Raw genomic sequence first — 15,647 nt, 5'->3', positions numbered from 1 at the left:
ACCTGTCACTCATGACGATCCGCTTCGACAATTCCTACGCCCGGCTCCCGGATCACTTCTACACGAAGCAGGCCCCCGTGCCGGTCACGAAGCCCGCGGTGATCGCGGTCAACACCGATCTTGCGCGGGAGTTGGGGATCGACCCTGACAGCCTGACCGCCGATGTGCTGGCGGGCAACGAAGTGCCTGAGGGCGCGGACCCTTTGGCGCAGCTTTATGCCGGGCACCAATTCGGGAATTTCGTGCCGCAGCTTGGTGACGGGCGCGCGATCCTCCTGGGCGAAGTCATTGATAACAGGGCGCAACGTCGCGACATCCAACTCAAAGGGTCGGGACGCACGCCCTATTCGCGGGGCGGCGACGGTCGCGCGTGGCTCGGGCCCGTCCTGCGCGAATACGTGGTGTCCGAGGCGATGCATGCGCTCGGCATTCCCACGACCCGCGCCCTCGGGGCCGCCACCACCGGCGAGGACGTGATCCGCGAGACGATCCTGCCCGGCGCGGTGCTGACCCGCGTGGCCGCAAGCCACCTCCGCGTCGGCACGTTTCAGGTTTTCGCCTCACGCGGCGACCACGACGCGGTGCGCGCCTTGATGGAACACGCCATCGAGCGTCACTACCCGGACGCCGACGGGCCACTCGGCCTGATCTCCGCCGTGACCGCGGCACAGGCCGAATTGATCGCGGCTTGGCACTCCGTGGGCTTCATCCATGGCGTGATGAACACCGACAACATGGCGATTTCCGGCGAGACGATCGACTACGGCCCCTGCGCTTTCATGGATGCTTACCACCCGAACACGGTGTTCTCGTCCATCGACCAGATGGGGCGCTATGCTTATGGCAACCAGCCCAATATGGGCATCTGGAACCTTGCCCAGCTCGCCACATCGCTCCTGCCGCTGATGGAGGGTGATGACGATACGAAGATCGAAGCGGCCGAGGAACGTCTGCACGCTTTCCCCGAACTTTTCGGCGATGCCTGGCTCCGCCGGTTCCGCGCCAAGATCGGGCTGACGACCGAGGAAGAGGGCGACGGCGCGCTGGTGCAGGGTCTTCTGTCCCGCATGGCGACATCGCAAGCCGATTTCGCCAATACATTCAGGGCCTTGGCGACGGACATGGATGGATCGTCCGAGATCACCGAAGACGGCGCGTGGGAAAGCTGGGCGGCCCAGTGGAACGCGCGGCTCGCCCGAGATCCCGGCGACGCTCAGGCCGTCATGCACAAGGCGAACCCGGCGATCATCCCGCGCAATCACCGCGTCGAGCAGATGATCCAGGCCGCAGTCGAGGGCGACTTTGCGCCGTTCCACCGCATGAACACGGCGTTCAAAACCCCCTTTGACGATAGGCCGGACACCGCCTATTTCGCCGCCGCGCCCCTGCCCGAAGAACGTGTGGCGCGGACCTTCTGCGGCACCTGATCACTCGCCCTCGGGCGGCTTTTCCCTGGCGGTCCGGTGCCCCAGTTCATAACGCAAGACCCGGCCACGCCGCCGCACGAAGCGCTTGTTTCGCGACACGAACTCCGCAATGACACCGGGCAACCCGCGCCGCGCCCGCCCTTTCAGAAAAACATAACCGGTCGCCGCACCAAGCGCCGCCCCGACCGTGTCCACCATCAGGTCGGTCATCGTGTCCTGAAGCCCGGATTTCTGCATGTTCATCCCGAAGGCCCGGTCCATCCCGAACTCGAAAATCTCCCACAAAGCGCCAATCGACAGCGCGATGGAGAACGCGATGATGGCCACCGCCATTGGCGGCGCGGCATATCGGTCGCCCTCGAACATGAGCAGCGTGAAGACGACGCCGATGATCCCGAAGCCCACGGCCGAGGAGCCATGCATCACGATGTCCCACCACCAGAAACGGGTGTAGAAATCGAACGCTTCTCCGAGGAAGATCGTCCCGAACAGGAAGAACACGATATAGGCGTAGAAATAGATCGGGATTTTAAGGTGAAAGCGCTCCGCCATGACCAGCGGCACGACCGTCAGCGCGAGGGTCGCAAGCCCCACGAAGGCAATCGGCAAATCGTTGAGCGCGATGGCGATGACCACCGCGACGACGAGGATCGCCCAGATCGTATAGGTGACGATGGACTGGCCCTTGAAAAACATGGTCTTGATTTAGGCGCAGCGGAACCGGCGTTCAATCGTCCGAGTAGTCTTTAGGATAAGCGATGAGACTTGCCAGCTACAATATCCGCAAGGCCGTGGGCACCGACCGACGGCGCGACCCGCACCGGGTGATCGAGGTCATCAACGGCCTCGATGCGGATGTCGTGGTTTTGCAGGAGGCCGACAGGCGGCTCGGCCCACGTCCTACCGCGCTCCCTCGAAGGATGATTTCCGACCAGACCGATTATGTCCCCGCCGACGTTGGCCAGAGCGCCGTGTCGCTTGGCTATCACGGGAACGCGGTGCTCGTTCGGCGGGGGCATGAAGTCACCGGTGTGTCGCGGTTCGACCTGCCGGGGCTGGAGCCGCGCGGCGCGGTCGCGGTCGAGATCGACGGGGCGTTGACCATCGCGGGGGTGCATCTGGGCCTTATGCGGCGGCATCGTCATGTGCAGATGCGTGCCCTGCGCGGGCTGCTCGAGCCGACCCCCGGCCCCACGATCATCCTGGGCGATTTCAACGAATGGTCGCGCACCGCGGGGATGGAGGAGTTTTCCTATGCCTTTCGCCTGCACGCACCGGGCGCGTCCTACCCGACGATGCGGCCCACCGGCCATCTGGACCGGATCGCGCACAGTCATGACGTGAGGCTTCTGGATGCCGGCGTGCATGATAGCCGCCTCGCCCGCGTCGCCTCCGATCACCTGCCGATCTGGGCCGAGTTCGACCTCAGCCCGCGGGCTGACGCCGCGGACGCGGCACACGGTTGATCAGAACGATCCCGACCGCGACCATGGCGAGCTTTGCCACGATGGACACCGACATCGGCTCGTTCAGGACGAGCCAGCCCATCCCGACCGAGATGACCGGGGTCAGGAAGGCGAAAGACGAAATCGCCGACGCCTTGTAATGATTGAGAAGCCAGAACCACGCGAGGAAGGCCCCCGCCGCGATGACGATGGTCTGATAGCCAAGCCCGATCCAGTGCCATGTCGTCACGTCGCGGATGAACGGGCCGAACAGGAACGCGGCACCGAGAAGCACCGGGGCCGACACCGAAAGCTGCCAGAACATCTGCATTTCCGGGCTGACACGGTTGAGCGACGTGATCCGCGCGAGGATCGCGACCCCGGTCCAGCCGAACGCGCCTATCAGCGCGGCCACATCGCCCCAGATATTCGCCGTGCCCGCCACGCCTGAATCCCGGTCCGCAATCGCCCAGGCCACCCCTGCGAAGGCGAGCGCGAGGCCGGTGAACTTCAAAGGCGTCAGGCGTTCGCCGGGCAGGAGGAAATGTGCCGCAATCGCGGTCCAGACCGGCATGGAATAGAAAATGACCGAGGTCCGGGTGACGCTGGTCAGATCGAGCGCCACGAACAGCCCGAGGAATTCGGCGGAAAACACCAGACCGATCAATAGCCCCGCGCCAAGCGTTCCGGCGCGATAGTCGAGCTTTTGTCCGCGAAATTTCATCCAGAGCCAGACGCAGAACGCCGCCCCGAACGAGCGCAGACCCGCCGCGAAAACCGGCTGCAAGCCTTCGTTCGTGAGCTTGATGACGACATGGTTCAGCCCGAGCAGGAACGAGATCACCACAAGCGATCCGACCCCCAGCGCGTTGAGATTGCGTTTCTCTTCCATGCGGCAACAGGAACGTTGCAACGGTTACGAAGTCAACCGCGCCCTCGCGTCCTTCTGTGTTTGCCTGCGCACAGGAGCGTGCTAGCTAACTGGAAATTCGCGCAGGTTGGCCCATGACATTTCTTCAGATCGCATCGCTTCTCATCGTTCTCGCCGGGGCCTTCGGTGCCATCAACTACTTATTCCTCAAGCTCCCTGCCGCCATTGGAATTCTCGTCGTGTCGCTCGCCGCCTCGCTCGTCATTCTCGGGCTGGAGGCGCTGTTTCCAAGCCTGAACATGGCCGAAACCGTGACCGGGATCGTCGGCAACATCGACTTCTCCGAGGCGCTTCTGGAGGGGATGCTGGGGCTTTTGCTTTTCGCAGGCGCGCTGCACGTGAAGATCGCGGATCTACGCGAGCAATGGCGTCTTGTGTTCCTGATGGCGACGATCGGCGTGGCGCTGTCGACGGTTATCGTGGGGACCGGGTTCCATTGGATCACCGGAATGCCCTTCCTGATCGCGCTCGTCTTCGGCGCGCTGATCTCGCCCACCGACCCGGTTGCGGTGCTGGGCGTGCTGCGCGAAGCCTCGCTGCGAAAATCCTTGGAGACCAAGATCGCGGGCGAGTCGCTGTTCAACGATGGTGTGGGATACGTGGTCTATCTCGTCCTCGTCGGCCTCGCCTTCCCGGTCGTGGCAGGTGGACATGGCGGCGACGATCACGGCGGGGGTGGTGGTCTCGGTGACGCCGCCACGCTTTTCTTTCAGGAAGCACTTGGCGGCGCGCTTCTGGGGATCGCTCTCGGCTGGCTCACCTTCCGCGTCATGCGGCTCATAGACGATTACTCGCTCGAAGTGCTCATCACCCTCGGCCTTGCCTTCGGCGGTTACGAGCTTGCCGTCGCGCTCCACGTCTCGGCCCCGATCATGGCGGTCTCCGCGGGGCTTCTGATCGGTGACGTGGGCGCGAAACACGGGATGAGCGAGGAGACGCGCGATTATGTCGACGCGTTCTGGCGGCTCATCGACGAGATCCTGAACGCGGTCCTGTTCCTGATGATCGGCTTCGAGGTCTTCATCGTCGCCTTCACCATGGACACCTTCCTCGCCGGCGTGTTCGCCATTGGCTTGGCCCTCGTCGCGCGGCTCGCTGCGGTCGCGGTCCCGGTCCTGATCCTCAAACCCTTCCGCGATTTCTCGCCCGGCGTGATCCCGATCATGACGTGGGGCGGGCTGAAAGGCGGCATCTCGGTCGCGCTGGCGCTGTCCCTGCCCGACAGCGAATGGAAACCGCTCATCCTCGCCGCGACCTATATCGTCGTGATCTTCTCGATCATCGTTCAAGGGCTTACGGTCAAGGCGCTGGCGACCCGTGTCGGGCGCGAACCGGAGTTGATGTGAGATGACCGACTACCTCGTTTATGACGTGTTCACGGCGCGCCCCTTCGGCGGCAATCCCCTGGCCATCATCCCGAACGCGGCGGAATTGGGCGAGGCGCAGCTGCAAAAGATCGCGCGGGAATTCAATTTCTCGGAAACCGTGTTCCTCTACCCGCCTGAAGCCGGGGGCGTTGCCAAGGTTCGCATTTTCACACCGACGATGGAGGTGCCCTTCGCGGGTCATCCCACCATCGGCACGGCTGTCATGCTGGGCGAAGCGGGGCTGGGGCCGGAATTCGTGCTGGAGCTGGGGATCGGCGAGATCGCCGTGTGGTCGCAGGGCGGACGTGCGTCGTTCACGAACACCCGCCCGCTTTCGGTCATCGCCGAACCCGATGCAGCGCTGGTCGCCCGTGCCATCGGCACGCCCGAGACCACGATCGCAAGCGCACCGATCATGGCGGGGGTCGGGCTGGAGTTCACATTCGTCGAGTTGACCGACCGCGCCGCCCTGGCCGACCTCGTGCCGGATGTCGCAGCGTTTCGCGAAGGCGCGGCGCGTTATCCGAACGGTTTGGATTTCGCGATCTACGCCTATGTGCGCGACGAGACAGCGGTCCACGCCCGGATGTTCGCCCCGCTCGACAACATCGCCGAAGACCCCGCCACCGGCTCTGCTGCGGCGGCGCTCGGGGCGCTATTGGCCGATGGTGGTTCGCTCGACCTCGTGATCCGGCAGGGCGACGACATGGGCCGCCCCTCGATCATCGAGGTGGAGGCCCGCAAGGACAGTGTGACCGTGACCGGCTCTGCTGTGCGGGTGATGGAAGGAAAACTGGTCCTATGAAAACCTGGGTCTGCCTCCTGCGCGGTATCAACGTGGGCGGCAAGAACAAGCTGCCGATGGCGGACCTCAAGAAGATCATGGGCCAACTCGGCGCGCAGGATGTCGGAACCTACATCCAGTCGGGCAATGCCGTCTTCACCGGCATCGTCTCGAAGGGCGCATTTCAGGACGCACTTGAAGCCGGGATTGACGCCGCGATGGGGTTTCGCCCGCGTGTCATGCTGATCGGCGGCGAGGAAATGCTCGCGGCGTGCGCGGCGTTTCCGTTTCCCGAAGCACGGAGCGACCCCAAGACCGGCCATATCTGGTTCTGCGAAGACACACCCGTGGCGCCAGACCTCGACCTTCTGACAAACCTCGCGCGCGACGACGAACGCTTCAGGCTGGATGGACGTTTGTTCTATCTCCACGCGCCCGACGGCATCGGGCGCTCGAAACTGGCCGAACGCATCGAACGCGCCCTTGGCGTGGCAACGACCGCCCGGAACCTCAACACGGTGGACACATTGTGCGAGATGGTCACACATCGCGCAGGATAAGCTGTCAGGCCGCCGGCCAGCGGTAATGGGTGACGGGATGACCCCAGACCGGGTGGACGTCATCATGGGTCACGACCATCCCCCCTGCCTCGTAAAACCGCCGCGCGCGGGCATTGGCCGTCGGCGTGTAGAGCGTAAATCCGTCAGGCAGGCGCATTTTGGCATGATCCAGAAGGCTCCGGCCCACGCCGGCCCCGAACGCGTCGGGATGAATGAAAAGCTGGTCCAAGACGCGCGCCGGGAGATCGAGCGCGAGAAAACCCATGCGTTCACGATCGGGCTCGTCCGTCCAGGCCACCCAGACCTCGCATGTCTGGGCAACGTCGGCGAGCTTGCCCTCGAAAAAGGCAAGATCGGTCAGTTTCGGCTGATCGAGGCCCATGTAACGGACACTTGCACGCCACAGGTGCGCCAGCGCGGCCTGGTCGCCGGGGGCAAGAGGAAGGATGTGCAGGGAACCAGACATGGGGTCAACCTAGCATAAGGTGTTGCGTGCGTTCGGATTTCGCTACGGCAGAGCTTTCATCGGACGGGCGTTGGCGCTACCACCGGCTGACGGCGCAACGGGGAATCGCACGACATGGACAATCTGCGCGGAGCGGCCCTGATGGTGCTTTCGATGGCGTTTTTCGCCACCGAGGACGTGTTCGTGAAGATCGTCACCCAGCGTGTGCCGCTGGGAGAAGTGCTCGTCCTTCTGGGGGGACTGGGGGCCATTGTCTTCGGGCTGCTCGCGCAGATGCGCGGGCATTCGGCCCTGTCGCCCTTGTTCTTTCATCCCGTGATCCTGATCCGCAACCTTGGTGAACTCGTCGGCACCACGTGTTTCGTCGTCGGGTTGATGATCCTGCCCCTCGGCCTTTTGTCGGCACTCTTGCAGGCCAATCCGCTGTTCGTGAACCTCGGCGCGATCCTGTTTCTCGGGATGAGCGTGGGCTGGCGACGTTGGCTTGCCATCGGGATCGGGGTGGTCGGTGTGATCGTGATCCTGCGCCCGGGCATGGACAGCTTCCGCGTGGAGGCGCTTCTGGGTCTGGGTGCGGCCATCGGGCTGGCCGTTCGCGATGTTGCGACACGCAGGCTGCCTAACGGTGTGCACCCGCTTCAGACTTCGAGCTGGGGCTTCGCGATGGGTCTCATTTCGGGAACGGTCCTGCTTGTCGTGGGAGAGCCGGCGGTCCTGCCCACGGCGACCGACAGCGCGATCATCGTCACCGCCACCGTGCTCGGGATGGTCGGGTATTACACGCTGACCCGCGCCATGCAGATCGGCGACGTTCCCGCCGTCACGCCGTTTCGCTATACCCGGCTTGTGTTCGCGATCCTGTTCGCGTTCTTCGTATTCTCGGAAGTGCCGGACGGCTACACGATCTTCGGGGCCGGCCTGATCGTGAGCGCCGGGCTTTATACGATCCTGCGCGAGGCGCGTCTGCACCGCGCCGAACGTCGCGCGCTCTCGGCTTCGCCGGTCCGGCCGGGCTAGGCAGGGCGGACGCTCCCCCGGTCACTCCGCCGGGGTCGCCTCGCGCACGTTTGCACCCGGTGCGATGGTCGGCGCAGCCTCGTTCAACGCGTCCCGCGCGAACCCCGCTGCCGCCTGATACTTCGCCATGAAGTCGCGCCGTTCCGCCTCGGGGATCACGTCGTCGATATCGTCGAACGCTCCGCCGCACCGCTCGTCGACCATGTTGAGGAGCCCGAAGGGGCCCGCGCCACGGTTGCGCAGGATTACCTCGGAGATCGGGCCGCACAGCGCCTCGTCGAAGGCCGCGAGCGCCGCTTCACTGACGCCATGCGCTACCAGCTTCGCGCCCAGAACGCGCGCATCGACGATGGCCTGGCTCGCACCGTTCGACCCGGTCGGATACATCGCATGGGCTGCATCCCCCATCAGCGCCACGCGCCCGTCGCGCCAGGTCGGAATCGGGTCGCGGTCGATCATCGGGTTTTCATAGGCCACGTCCGCGTCGCGCAACATCGCGGGCACGTCCAGCCAATCATAGGTGAACTGTTCGAAATGCCCGACGAATTCGTCGATCTCGACGGGGCGGAACCAACCGGATTTCTCCCAGCCTGCGGTATCCTTGAGCGTCATTTCCGCGATCCAGTTGATTTCGGCCAGCCCGGTTTCGGGGTCCGGGTGGCTGATCGGATAGATCACCATGCGGTGTTCATGCGTGCCGAGGCCGACGAAGGACGATCCCGTGCGGATCGGCTTGGCCATGGTCGTCCCGCGCCACATGAGCGCCCCGCCCCAGTTGATCGGGGGTTGATCCGGGTGCATCTGCGCGCGGATCGCGGAATGAATCCCGTCCGCGCCGATCAGAAGGCTGCCGTGATCCTCGCTGACCGTGCCGTCCGCATGTTCGATCGTGACCGTGACGCCCGTGGCATCCTGTCTGTATCCCGTGACCCGTGCGCCCAGCACCGCGGCCCCGGCCCCGGCACGCTCCACGAACGTATCCCACAGGAGGACGTGGAACTTGCCGCGATGAACCGCGTATTGGTGCCAGTGATAGCCGGCGCCCTTGCCGCGCGTCTCGGAATAGATGTCATTGCCATTGAGCCCGACCAGCGCCCATTCGCGCGCCGGAACGCCGACGCGGTCCAGATCGTCCTCGGTAAAGCCGAGATCGGCCAACTCGCGCACCGCGTTGGGTTGCAGGTTGATGCCGACGCCAAGGGGCTTCATCTCCCGCGCCGCCTCGTAGACCACGCAGTCCACCCCGATCTGGTTGAGGGTCAGCGCGACCGACAGGCCACCGATGCCGCCACCGGCGATGATCACTTTGGCGCTCATGGGCTCTCCTCCTCGTCCAAGTCCGAGGGTTCTAGCGACCCGGCCCGATTTTCTCAATGGTTCAATTCCTGAACAGGTCAAGCCGTGGCCCATCCGCCCCTTTCCCTTCCCCTGCGGCATCGTTAGAACCCGTGCCAAATGCGCATTTTCAACGGGGACGCAACCATGAGCACCATCATCGACATTTTCGCCCGCGAAATCCTCGACAGCCGGGGCAACCCGACCGTCGAAGTGGACGTGATCCTTGAAGACGGCACCGTGGGCCGAGCGGCTGTTCCGTCCGGCGCGTCGACTGGTGCGCATGAGGCCGTGGAAAAGCGGGACGGTGATAAATCACGCTACATGGGTAAAGGCGTGCTCGAGGCCGTCGCCGCTGTGAACGGAGAGATTGCCGAGGAACTCGCAGGCATGGACGCGACCGAACAGGAAGCGTTGGACGCCGTGATGATCGAGCTCGATGGCACGCCCAACAAGGGCCGCCTTGGGGCCAACGCCATTCTCGGCGTGTCGCTGGCTGCCGCGAAGGCCGCCGCCGATTTCTCGATGTTGCCGCTTTATCGCTATGTCGGCGGCTCCTCGGCCCGTGTGCTGCCCGTCCCCATGATGAACATCATCAATGGCGGCGAACATGCCGATAACCCGATCGACATCCAGGAATTCATGATCATGCCGGTGGCCGCGGACAACATCCGTGAGGCCGTGCGCATGGGCTCCGAAGTGTTCCACACGCTGAAAAAAGAGCTGTCGTCGGCGGGCATGTCCACCGGCCTCGGCGACGAAGGCGGCTTCGCCCCGGAACTCGGCTCGACCAATGACGCGCTCGATTTCATCCTGAAGTCGATCGAGAAAGCCGGCTACAAACCCGGCGAAGACATCTACCTCGCCCTCGATTGCGCCTCGACCGAATACTACAAGGGCGGCAAGTACGAGATGAAGGGCGAAGGCAAATCTCTGACCTCCGAAGAGAACGCCGACTACCTCGCCGCGCTCTGCGACGCCTACCCGATCATCTCGATCGAAGACGGCATGTCCGAGGACGACTGGGACGGCTGGAAGCTTCTGACCGACAAGATCGGCGACCGGGTGCAGCTCGTAGGCGACGACCTCTTCGTGACCAACCCCACGCGTCTGGCGGACGGGATCGAGAAAGGCGTCGCGAATTCCATGCTGGTCAAGGTGAACCAGATCGGCTCGCTGTCCGAGACACTCAAGGCCGTCGAAATGGCCCACCGCGCGCGCTACACCAACGTGATGAGCCACCGCTCCGGCGAGACCGAGGATGCGACCATCGCCGACCTCGCCGTGGCCACGAATTGCGGGCAGATCAAGACCGGCTCGCTGGCGCGCTCCGACCGGCTCGCGAAATACAACCAGCTCATCCGCATCGACGAAGCGCTGGGGGAAACCGCGATCTATGCGGGCCGGTCCATCCTGAAGTAACCGGCGTCACGAACACCCAACAAGGCCCGCCCGCATGGCGGGCCTGACCTGATGCGTTGTAGATCAGGTCGCCCCGACGACGGGGAAATGATCGGTTGGAGGCCAGATTGGCCGTCGCCGCGATGCCAATTTCGCACTTGCAGCGAAGCCCGCAGCGTCACGAGCGGGCCAGAGCGGACACTAGGCGTACCAAGATCGAACGGCAGCTTTGGAAATCAGATGACGACCTAGAAAAACGCGAAACCGACGGTTGCGCAGCAACGACTTCTCTGCCTAGGCTGGCGCAGCCCATGCCCGATTTTTTGAGAGAACAACTTCCAGCTGATTATGTTTTTCGCCTTACGGAGCGAGCGTTAGATCCGAACAATATCAACGCGGGACGGTGCTTTCTTTGCGGTGACGAACCCACAAAGGGTAAGGGCGAACATGTAATTCCAAAATGGCTTCAAAATCGGTTCAACATTTGGGACAGCCAACTGGGACTGCTAAACGGTAGTTTGCTGCCCTATAGAAATCTGCGCGTGCCAGCATGCTCGGTGTGTAACGGAGAAGTCCTTGGAAAGACCGAGAACTATGTCAGCAAACTCTCGGCCGACAATATTCCGGAGTGGTCCGTCGCTGATAGCTACGAAGTTGGGCGGTGGATGGCAAAAATTCTGGTTGGGATTTTGTATAAAGAGGCAGCGCTGCTGTATGATCAGCGCCAACCTGAATTGGGATCGATTTTTCCTCCCGACGCTATGGACGAGATGTTTTTGCTACATCTGCTTTTGCAGTCTTGGCGAAAACGCATTCTGTTCCGCGCCATCCATACTCAGCATCCATTTACGCTTTATGTCTACGCTTTGGACGAAGATAAAAATTATGGGTCGTTTAACCTTTCGACCAACATCTTCGGAAAGTCGATTTGTGTGCGCTTCGGCGATCTTGGGTTCGCTTTTGTTGGCGATGGTGGGCTGCAACATGAAATGGCGGACCTTGGTCCATTCGGACTAGCGCGTCAGCAACTTCATCCAATTCAGTTTGATGAGTTAGCAGCCCGAGTTCACTATAAATCTGCACTTCGCGACGCCACACACCGTTATTTTCACGCTGAAGATGTAGACACATTTAGGTTCCAGCAAATGGCGGTCGTTCCCAACACGAAAACCAAACTTCCAGACGGATCTGATCAGGTCTTTCGACCTTGGTCCCTGAAGCAACTCGCGGAAGTGTTAGAAATGTATCAAGTACCCGGCTTTGAATACTTGGTCGACGAGGCGGGGGAAGCAGCGTTTACCCGTCTGGTCGATGAGACAGGTCAAAGGCTTTCCTTCAAGGAATGAGTCACCTTGTAAGCGGCCGTTCGGGCAACTCGCAGCGAACGCCCGCATTCCGCCCTCTTTCATAAGGGCCTTCGCAACCGCAGCGCAAATCGAGCACTCGCGGCGAACGGCAACAAAGTCCGCAAAGCAGGCATTCGCGTTGACACCGCCCCCGCAGATTGCTGCGAGCGCAGTTGAACACCGACGCGATATCGGGGCCTCGCCATCGAAACTGCGGTGTACCATAAACGGCAAGGAGCTTGCGCCCGTGTGGCGGGCCTTTTTCGTGGCGTCCTTGCGCGCGGTCAGCTTTGGTTCGCGCCGCGCAGGGCCCGGATCGACGCGCGGACCGATTGCCAGTCCTCTGCTTCCTTGTTCTTGCCCGCTTCCGCGCAAGCGCGCATCTTCGCCGCCGCCTCCGCTTCGGCCTTGTCTCCATGCGCGTCGTAGAGCGAGCGCGCGTATTGGCTGACCTGTTGCATATCCATGTCCAGTCCTCCCGTCATGTCCATGATCGGTCCATCATACCACGCCTTGTGGCGAGCCCCAAAAACCGAGGGCTTCCCTCGCCCGCCGCTCCCGGCCTAGGGTCAGACATGACCGCAGACGACATCATCGACGCGCTCGGCCTCATGCCGCATCCTGAAGGCGGCTGGTTTCGCGAAATCATCCGCGCGCCGGACCCGGACGGCGGGCGCGACGCCTACACGGTCATCCATTTCCTGCTGAAAGCCGGGGCGCGGAGCCATTGGCACAAGGTCGACGCGGTGGAGCAATGGTTCCACCTCGCCGGCGCGCCCCTCGTCGTCGCGATCTCGGCAGATGACACCGGGCCAGCAGTCGAACATCGCATCCGGCCCCTCGCCGATGCCCCGGGACAGCAACAGGCGCTCGTGCCCGCCCATCACTGGCAATCGGCGTGGAGCGAAGGCGATTACACGCTCGTCTCCTGCACCGTTGCACCAGGGTTCCGGTTCGAAGGTTTCGAGCTTGCCCCGCCGGCGTTCGACATTCCTGTCGGCTGACGTTGATGACCGAATTGCGCCGGGGCGCAATCCGGCCATGCGGGGGGCCAGCCCCCCACGGTGACCGGACACCGGTCACCGATCCCCCCGAAGTATTTAGGAAACGATGAAAGGGATCGCGCCGACCTTACTGGTTCTCGGCGCGCTCCGCCTCGATCTCGCGCCAGCGGGCGACGTTGCGGTTGTGCTCTTCCAGCGTCTCGGCGAAAGCGTGGCCGCCGGTGCCGTCGGCGACGAAGAAGAGGTAATCGGTCGAGGCCGGGTTGAGCGCCGCGCGGATTGCCGCTTCGCCGGGGTTGGCGATGGGCGTGGGCGGCATCCCGTCGATGACATAGGTGTTGTAGGGCGTCTCGGCGCGCAGTTCCGACTGACGCAGACCGCGCCCCAACACGCCCTGCCCGTTGGTGATGCCATAGATCACCGTCGGGTCGGTCTGAAGCCTCATGCCCTGGTTCAGGCGGTTGATGAACACGCTGGCCACCTGCGGGCGTTCTTCGGCCACGCCGGTTTCCTTTTCGACGATGGAGGCCATGATGAGCGCCTCTTCGGGCGTGTCATAGGGCAAGTCGGATGCACGGTCGTCCCACGCGCTGGCGATGCGTGCGGATTGCGCGGCCTCCATGCGCGTGATGACGCCGGAAATCTCGTCTCCGGGCCTCATTTCGTAGCTGTCGGGTGCGAGCGTGCCCTCGGCCGGGATCTCCTCGACATCGCCTGTCAGGAACTCGGCCTTGCGCAGGGCATCGACGATCTGCCACGAGGTCGCGCCTTCGGCGATCGCCACGCGGAACCGGGTATCGGCCTCGGCCCGAACGCGGGTGTAGGCCGCCGGGATCTCTTCGTCAGGAGCGAATTCGGCCACCGTGCGGAAATCCTGGGTCGCCGGATCGAGCTCGCGCACCTGATATTCGGACGCGTTCACGCCGACGCGGTAGACCACCTCGGTGCCGCAGGTCGACGCGCCGCCACGGGTGACGACGTCGATGATCTCTTCCATCGATGCGCCTTCCTCGACCAGGAACGACCCGGCCTTGAGCTGCGTCGACTTGCCGGAATAATCCGCGCCCATCCGGAAGATCGCAGGGCTTGTGATCGCGCCCTCGGCTTCGAGCTTGTCGGACACGCGCGAGAAATTGGACCCGCTTTCGACCTTGAGGCAGATCGCCTCGGTCAGCGGGCCTTGCGCCGAATACTCACGTTTACCCCAGCCGATCACGCCCCCGATCACGACGAGAAGCACGATGAACAGGGTCAACGCATTGGAGGCGATGTTGCGCCACATCAGCCGTCAGCCTTACCCATGATGAGGCAGGCATTGGTGCCGCCGAACCCGAAGGAATTGGACAGGGCCACGTTGATGTCGCGCTTCTCGGCCTTGTTCGCCGCGAGCGAGAGCTTGGGCTCCACCGCCGGGTTGTCGAGGTTGATGGTCGGCGGGGCAACCTGATCGCGCAGGGCGAGGATCGAGAAGATCGCCTCGACGGAGCCTGCGGCACCGAGAAGGTGGCCGATGGAGGACTTCGTGGAAGACATGGTCGCGTTCTTCGCATGATCGCCCAAGAGACGCTCGACCGCGGCGAGCTCGATCACGTCGGCCATCGTCGAGGTGCCATGCGCGTTGATGTAGTCGACGGCATCCGGCGTGAGACCGGCGGAGTTGAGCGCGGCCTGCATCGCCCGGAACCCTCCGTCGCCGTCTTCGGACGGGGCGGTGATGTGAAAGGCGTCGCCCGACAGGCCATAGCCGAGGATTTCGGCGTAGATCTTGGCCCCGCGCGCCTTGGCGTGTTCATATTCTTCGAGCACGACGATGCCTGCGCCCTCGCCCATGACAAACCCGTCGCGGTCTTCGTCATAGGGCCGGCTCGCGGTTTCAGGCGCATCCTCGCGCTTCGTCGACAGCGCCTTGCAGGCGTTGAAGCCGGCAATGCCCAGCTCGGAAATCGCCGCTTCCGCGCCGCCCGCGACCATGGTGTCGGCATCGCCCAGCATGATCAGACGTGCCGCGTCACCGATCGCATGCGCGCCGGTGGAACAGGCGGTGACGACCGCGTGGTTCGGTCCCTTGAAGCCGTATTTGATCGACACCTGGCCCGAGATCAGGTTGATCAGAGCGCCGGGGATGAAGAAGGGCGAGACGCGACGCGGGCCCTTCTCGGCCATCATCAGCGTGGTTTCGGCGATGGAGTTCAGCCCGCCGATGCCCGACCCGATCATGACGCCCGTGCGCAGCGCTTCCTCGTCCGAGACATTCTCGAGCCCGGCATCGCGGACCGCCTGCATCGCGGCGGTCATGCCGTAAAGGATGAAGTCGTCGACCTTGCGGCGATCTTTCGGATCCATCCAGTCATCGGGGTTGAACGTGGCGTTCGAGCCGTCGCCATAGGGGATCTCGCAGGCGTATTTGGTGGTCACACGGGATGCGTCGAACCGTGTGATCGGCCCGGCCCCGGATTGTCCGTCCAGAATGCGGCTCCAGGTTTCCTCGACCCCGCAGGCCAACGGCGTAACCATGCCCAGACCGGTGACGACAACGCGACGTTTTTCCATGACGACCGCCCTCT

General features: G+C 63.3%; 16 protein-coding genes. 9 read left to right on the top strand and 7 right to left on the bottom strand.

Annotated elements, in window-relative coordinates; all coding sequences use genetic code 11:
- Positions 1-11: 11 nt before the first annotated feature.
- Positions 12-1,427, top strand: coding sequence for a protein adenylyltransferase SelO (locus tag KJP28_RS05665; RefSeq protein WP_218391456.1), 1,416 nt, complete (start codon positions 12-14; stop codon positions 1,425-1,427).
- Here KJP28_RS05665 and KJP28_RS05660 read toward each other — a convergent pair whose 3' ends face one another.
- Positions 1,428-2,123 (bottom strand): DUF2238 domain-containing protein, encoded by a 696-nt coding sequence (locus KJP28_RS05660; RefSeq protein WP_218391454.1) that lies wholly within the window; start codon positions 2,121-2,123, stop codon positions 1,428-1,430.
- A gap of 62 nt (positions 2,124-2,185) precedes the next feature.
- Here KJP28_RS05660 and KJP28_RS05655 point away from each other — a divergent pair, with 62 nt between their 5' ends.
- Positions 2,186-2,893: an endonuclease/exonuclease/phosphatase family protein gene (locus KJP28_RS05655; RefSeq protein WP_218391451.1), complete on the top strand. Its 708-nt coding sequence runs from the start codon at positions 2,186-2,188 to the stop codon at positions 2,891-2,893.
- Here the strand turns inward: KJP28_RS05655 and KJP28_RS05650 are convergent.
- On the bottom strand, positions 2,853-3,764 hold the full coding sequence (locus KJP28_RS05650; RefSeq protein WP_218391440.1) for a DMT family transporter: 912 nt from the start codon (positions 3,762-3,764) through the stop codon (positions 2,853-2,855). The two genes, KJP28_RS05655 and KJP28_RS05650, sit on opposite strands and share 41 nt — an antisense overlap.
- Before the next feature lie 113 nt (positions 3,765-3,877).
- On the opposite strand from KJP28_RS05650, the gene KJP28_RS05645 reads away from it, so the two are divergent.
- Genes KJP28_RS05645 through KJP28_RS05635 form a run of 3 tightly spaced genes read left to right on the top strand, consistent with a single transcriptional unit; the run spans position 3,878 to position 6,514 of the window.
- Positions 3,878-5,149: a cation:proton antiporter gene (locus tag KJP28_RS05645; RefSeq protein WP_218391438.1), complete on the top strand. Its 1,272-nt coding sequence runs from the start codon at positions 3,878-3,880 to the stop codon at positions 5,147-5,149.
- 1 nt (position 5,150) lies between these two features.
- Positions 5,151-5,975: a PhzF family phenazine biosynthesis protein gene (locus KJP28_RS05640; protein ID WP_218391436.1), complete on the top strand. Its 825-nt coding sequence runs from the start codon at positions 5,151-5,153 to the stop codon at positions 5,973-5,975.
- Positions 5,972-6,514, top strand: a complete 543-nt coding sequence (locus KJP28_RS05635; RefSeq protein WP_218391434.1) for a DUF1697 domain-containing protein — start codon at positions 5,972-5,974, stop codon at positions 6,512-6,514. Before KJP28_RS05640 ends, KJP28_RS05635 begins: the two co-directional genes overlap by 4 nt.
- Positions 6,515-6,518: 4 nt before the next feature.
- On the opposite strand, the gene KJP28_RS05630 is transcribed toward KJP28_RS05635, so the two are convergent.
- Positions 6,519-6,980: a GNAT family N-acetyltransferase gene (locus tag KJP28_RS05630; protein ID WP_218391430.1), complete on the bottom strand. Its 462-nt coding sequence runs from the start codon at positions 6,978-6,980 to the stop codon at positions 6,519-6,521.
- Positions 6,981-7,094: 114 nt separating this feature from the next.
- Between KJP28_RS05630 and KJP28_RS05625 the strand changes: the two genes are divergently transcribed.
- Positions 7,095-7,997, top strand: coding sequence for a DMT family transporter (locus KJP28_RS05625; RefSeq protein ID WP_218391426.1), 903 nt, complete (start codon positions 7,095-7,097; stop codon positions 7,995-7,997).
- A gap of 21 nt (positions 7,998-8,018) precedes the next feature.
- Here KJP28_RS05625 and KJP28_RS05620 read toward each other — a convergent pair whose 3' ends face one another.
- A complete protein-coding gene (locus tag KJP28_RS05620) occupies positions 8,019-9,314 on the bottom strand; it encodes a flavin-dependent oxidoreductase (RefSeq protein WP_218391420.1) in 1,296 nt (431 codons plus the stop codon).
- A 165-nt stretch (positions 9,315-9,479) separates the two neighbouring features.
- Here KJP28_RS05620 and eno point away from each other — a divergent pair, with 165 nt between their 5' ends.
- The gene (gene eno, locus KJP28_RS05615) at positions 9,480-10,754 is read left to right on the top strand and encodes a phosphopyruvate hydratase (RefSeq protein ID WP_218391417.1); all 1,275 of its coding nucleotides are present in this window, start codon (positions 9,480-9,482) and stop codon (positions 10,752-10,754) included.
- Positions 10,755-10,861: 107 nt separating this feature from the next.
- Positions 10,862-12,079, top strand: a complete 1,218-nt coding sequence (locus KJP28_RS05610; RefSeq protein WP_218391415.1) for a hypothetical protein — start codon at positions 10,862-10,864, stop codon at positions 12,077-12,079.
- A 284-nt stretch (positions 12,080-12,363) separates the two neighbouring features.
- On the opposite strand, the gene KJP28_RS05605 is transcribed toward KJP28_RS05610, so the two are convergent.
- Positions 12,364-12,546, bottom strand: coding sequence for a hypothetical protein (locus KJP28_RS05605; protein WP_218391414.1), 183 nt, complete (start codon positions 12,544-12,546; stop codon positions 12,364-12,366).
- Positions 12,547-12,654: 108 nt separating this feature from the next.
- Here KJP28_RS05605 and KJP28_RS05600 point away from each other — a divergent pair, with 108 nt between their 5' ends.
- Positions 12,655-13,083 (top strand): cupin domain-containing protein, encoded by a 429-nt coding sequence (locus KJP28_RS05600; protein WP_218391413.1) that lies wholly within the window; start codon positions 12,655-12,657, stop codon positions 13,081-13,083.
- A gap of 127 nt (positions 13,084-13,210) precedes the next feature.
- On the opposite strand, the gene mltG is transcribed toward KJP28_RS05600, so the two are convergent.
- Positions 13,211-14,365 carry an endolytic transglycosylase MltG gene (mltG, locus tag KJP28_RS05595; protein ID WP_218391412.1) on the bottom strand — a complete coding sequence of 385 codons (1,155 nt, stop codon included), beginning with the start codon at positions 14,363-14,365 and terminating at the stop codon, positions 13,211-13,213.
- The gene (gene fabF, locus KJP28_RS05590) at positions 14,365-15,633 is read right to left on the bottom strand and encodes a beta-ketoacyl-ACP synthase II (RefSeq protein WP_218391411.1); all 1,269 of its coding nucleotides are present in this window, start codon (positions 15,631-15,633) and stop codon (positions 14,365-14,367) included. Before fabF ends, mltG begins: the two co-directional genes overlap by 1 nt.
- Positions 15,634-15,647 lie beyond the last annotated feature (14 nt).

Source organism: Maritimibacter dapengensis, from assembly GCF_019218265.1.
Classification (GTDB): Bacteria; Pseudomonadota; Alphaproteobacteria; order Rhodobacterales; family Rhodobacteraceae; genus Maritimibacter; species Maritimibacter dapengensis.
The sequence above is the reverse complement of the archived record's forward strand: the minus strand, read 5'-3'. Positions and strand labels throughout refer to the sequence as shown.

Bases quoted from the DNA above. Each gene is read 5' to 3' on its own strand.
- KJP28_RS05665 (WP_218391456.1), top strand. From the start codon at position 12: ATGACGATCCGCTTCGACAATTCCTACGCCCGGCTCCCGGATCACTTC.
- KJP28_RS05660 (WP_218391454.1), bottom strand. From the start codon at position 2,123: ATGTTTTTCAAGGGCCAGTCCATCGTCACCTATACGATCTGGGCGATC.
- KJP28_RS05655 (WP_218391451.1), top strand. From the start codon at position 2,186: ATGAGACTTGCCAGCTACAATATCCGCAAGGCCGTGGGCACCGACCGA.
- KJP28_RS05650 (WP_218391440.1), bottom strand. From the start codon at position 3,764: ATGGAAGAGAAACGCAATCTCAACGCGCTGGGGGTCGGATCGCTTGTG.
- KJP28_RS05645 (WP_218391438.1), top strand. From the start codon at position 3,878: ATGACATTTCTTCAGATCGCATCGCTTCTCATCGTTCTCGCCGGGGCC.
- KJP28_RS05640 (WP_218391436.1), top strand. From the start codon at position 5,151: ATGACCGACTACCTCGTTTATGACGTGTTCACGGCGCGCCCCTTCGGC.
- KJP28_RS05635 (WP_218391434.1), top strand. From the start codon at position 5,972: ATGAAAACCTGGGTCTGCCTCCTGCGCGGTATCAACGTGGGCGGCAAG.
- KJP28_RS05630 (WP_218391430.1), bottom strand. From the start codon at position 6,980: ATGTCTGGTTCCCTGCACATCCTTCCTCTTGCCCCCGGCGACCAGGCC.
- KJP28_RS05625 (WP_218391426.1), top strand. From the start codon at position 7,095: ATGGACAATCTGCGCGGAGCGGCCCTGATGGTGCTTTCGATGGCGTTT.
- KJP28_RS05620 (WP_218391420.1), bottom strand. From the start codon at position 9,314: ATGAGCGCCAAAGTGATCATCGCCGGTGGCGGCATCGGTGGCCTGTCG.
- eno (WP_218391417.1), top strand. From the start codon at position 9,480: ATGAGCACCATCATCGACATTTTCGCCCGCGAAATCCTCGACAGCCGG.
- KJP28_RS05605 (WP_218391414.1), bottom strand. From the start codon at position 12,546: ATGGATATGCAACAGGTCAGCCAATACGCGCGCTCGCTCTACGACGCG.
- KJP28_RS05600 (WP_218391413.1), top strand. From the start codon at position 12,655: ATGACCGCAGACGACATCATCGACGCGCTCGGCCTCATGCCGCATCCT.
- mltG (WP_218391412.1), bottom strand. From the start codon at position 14,365: ATGTGGCGCAACATCGCCTCCAATGCGTTGACCCTGTTCATCGTGCTT.
- fabF (WP_218391411.1), bottom strand. From the start codon at position 15,633: ATGGAAAAACGTCGCGTTGTCGTCACCGGTCTGGGCATGGTTACGCCG.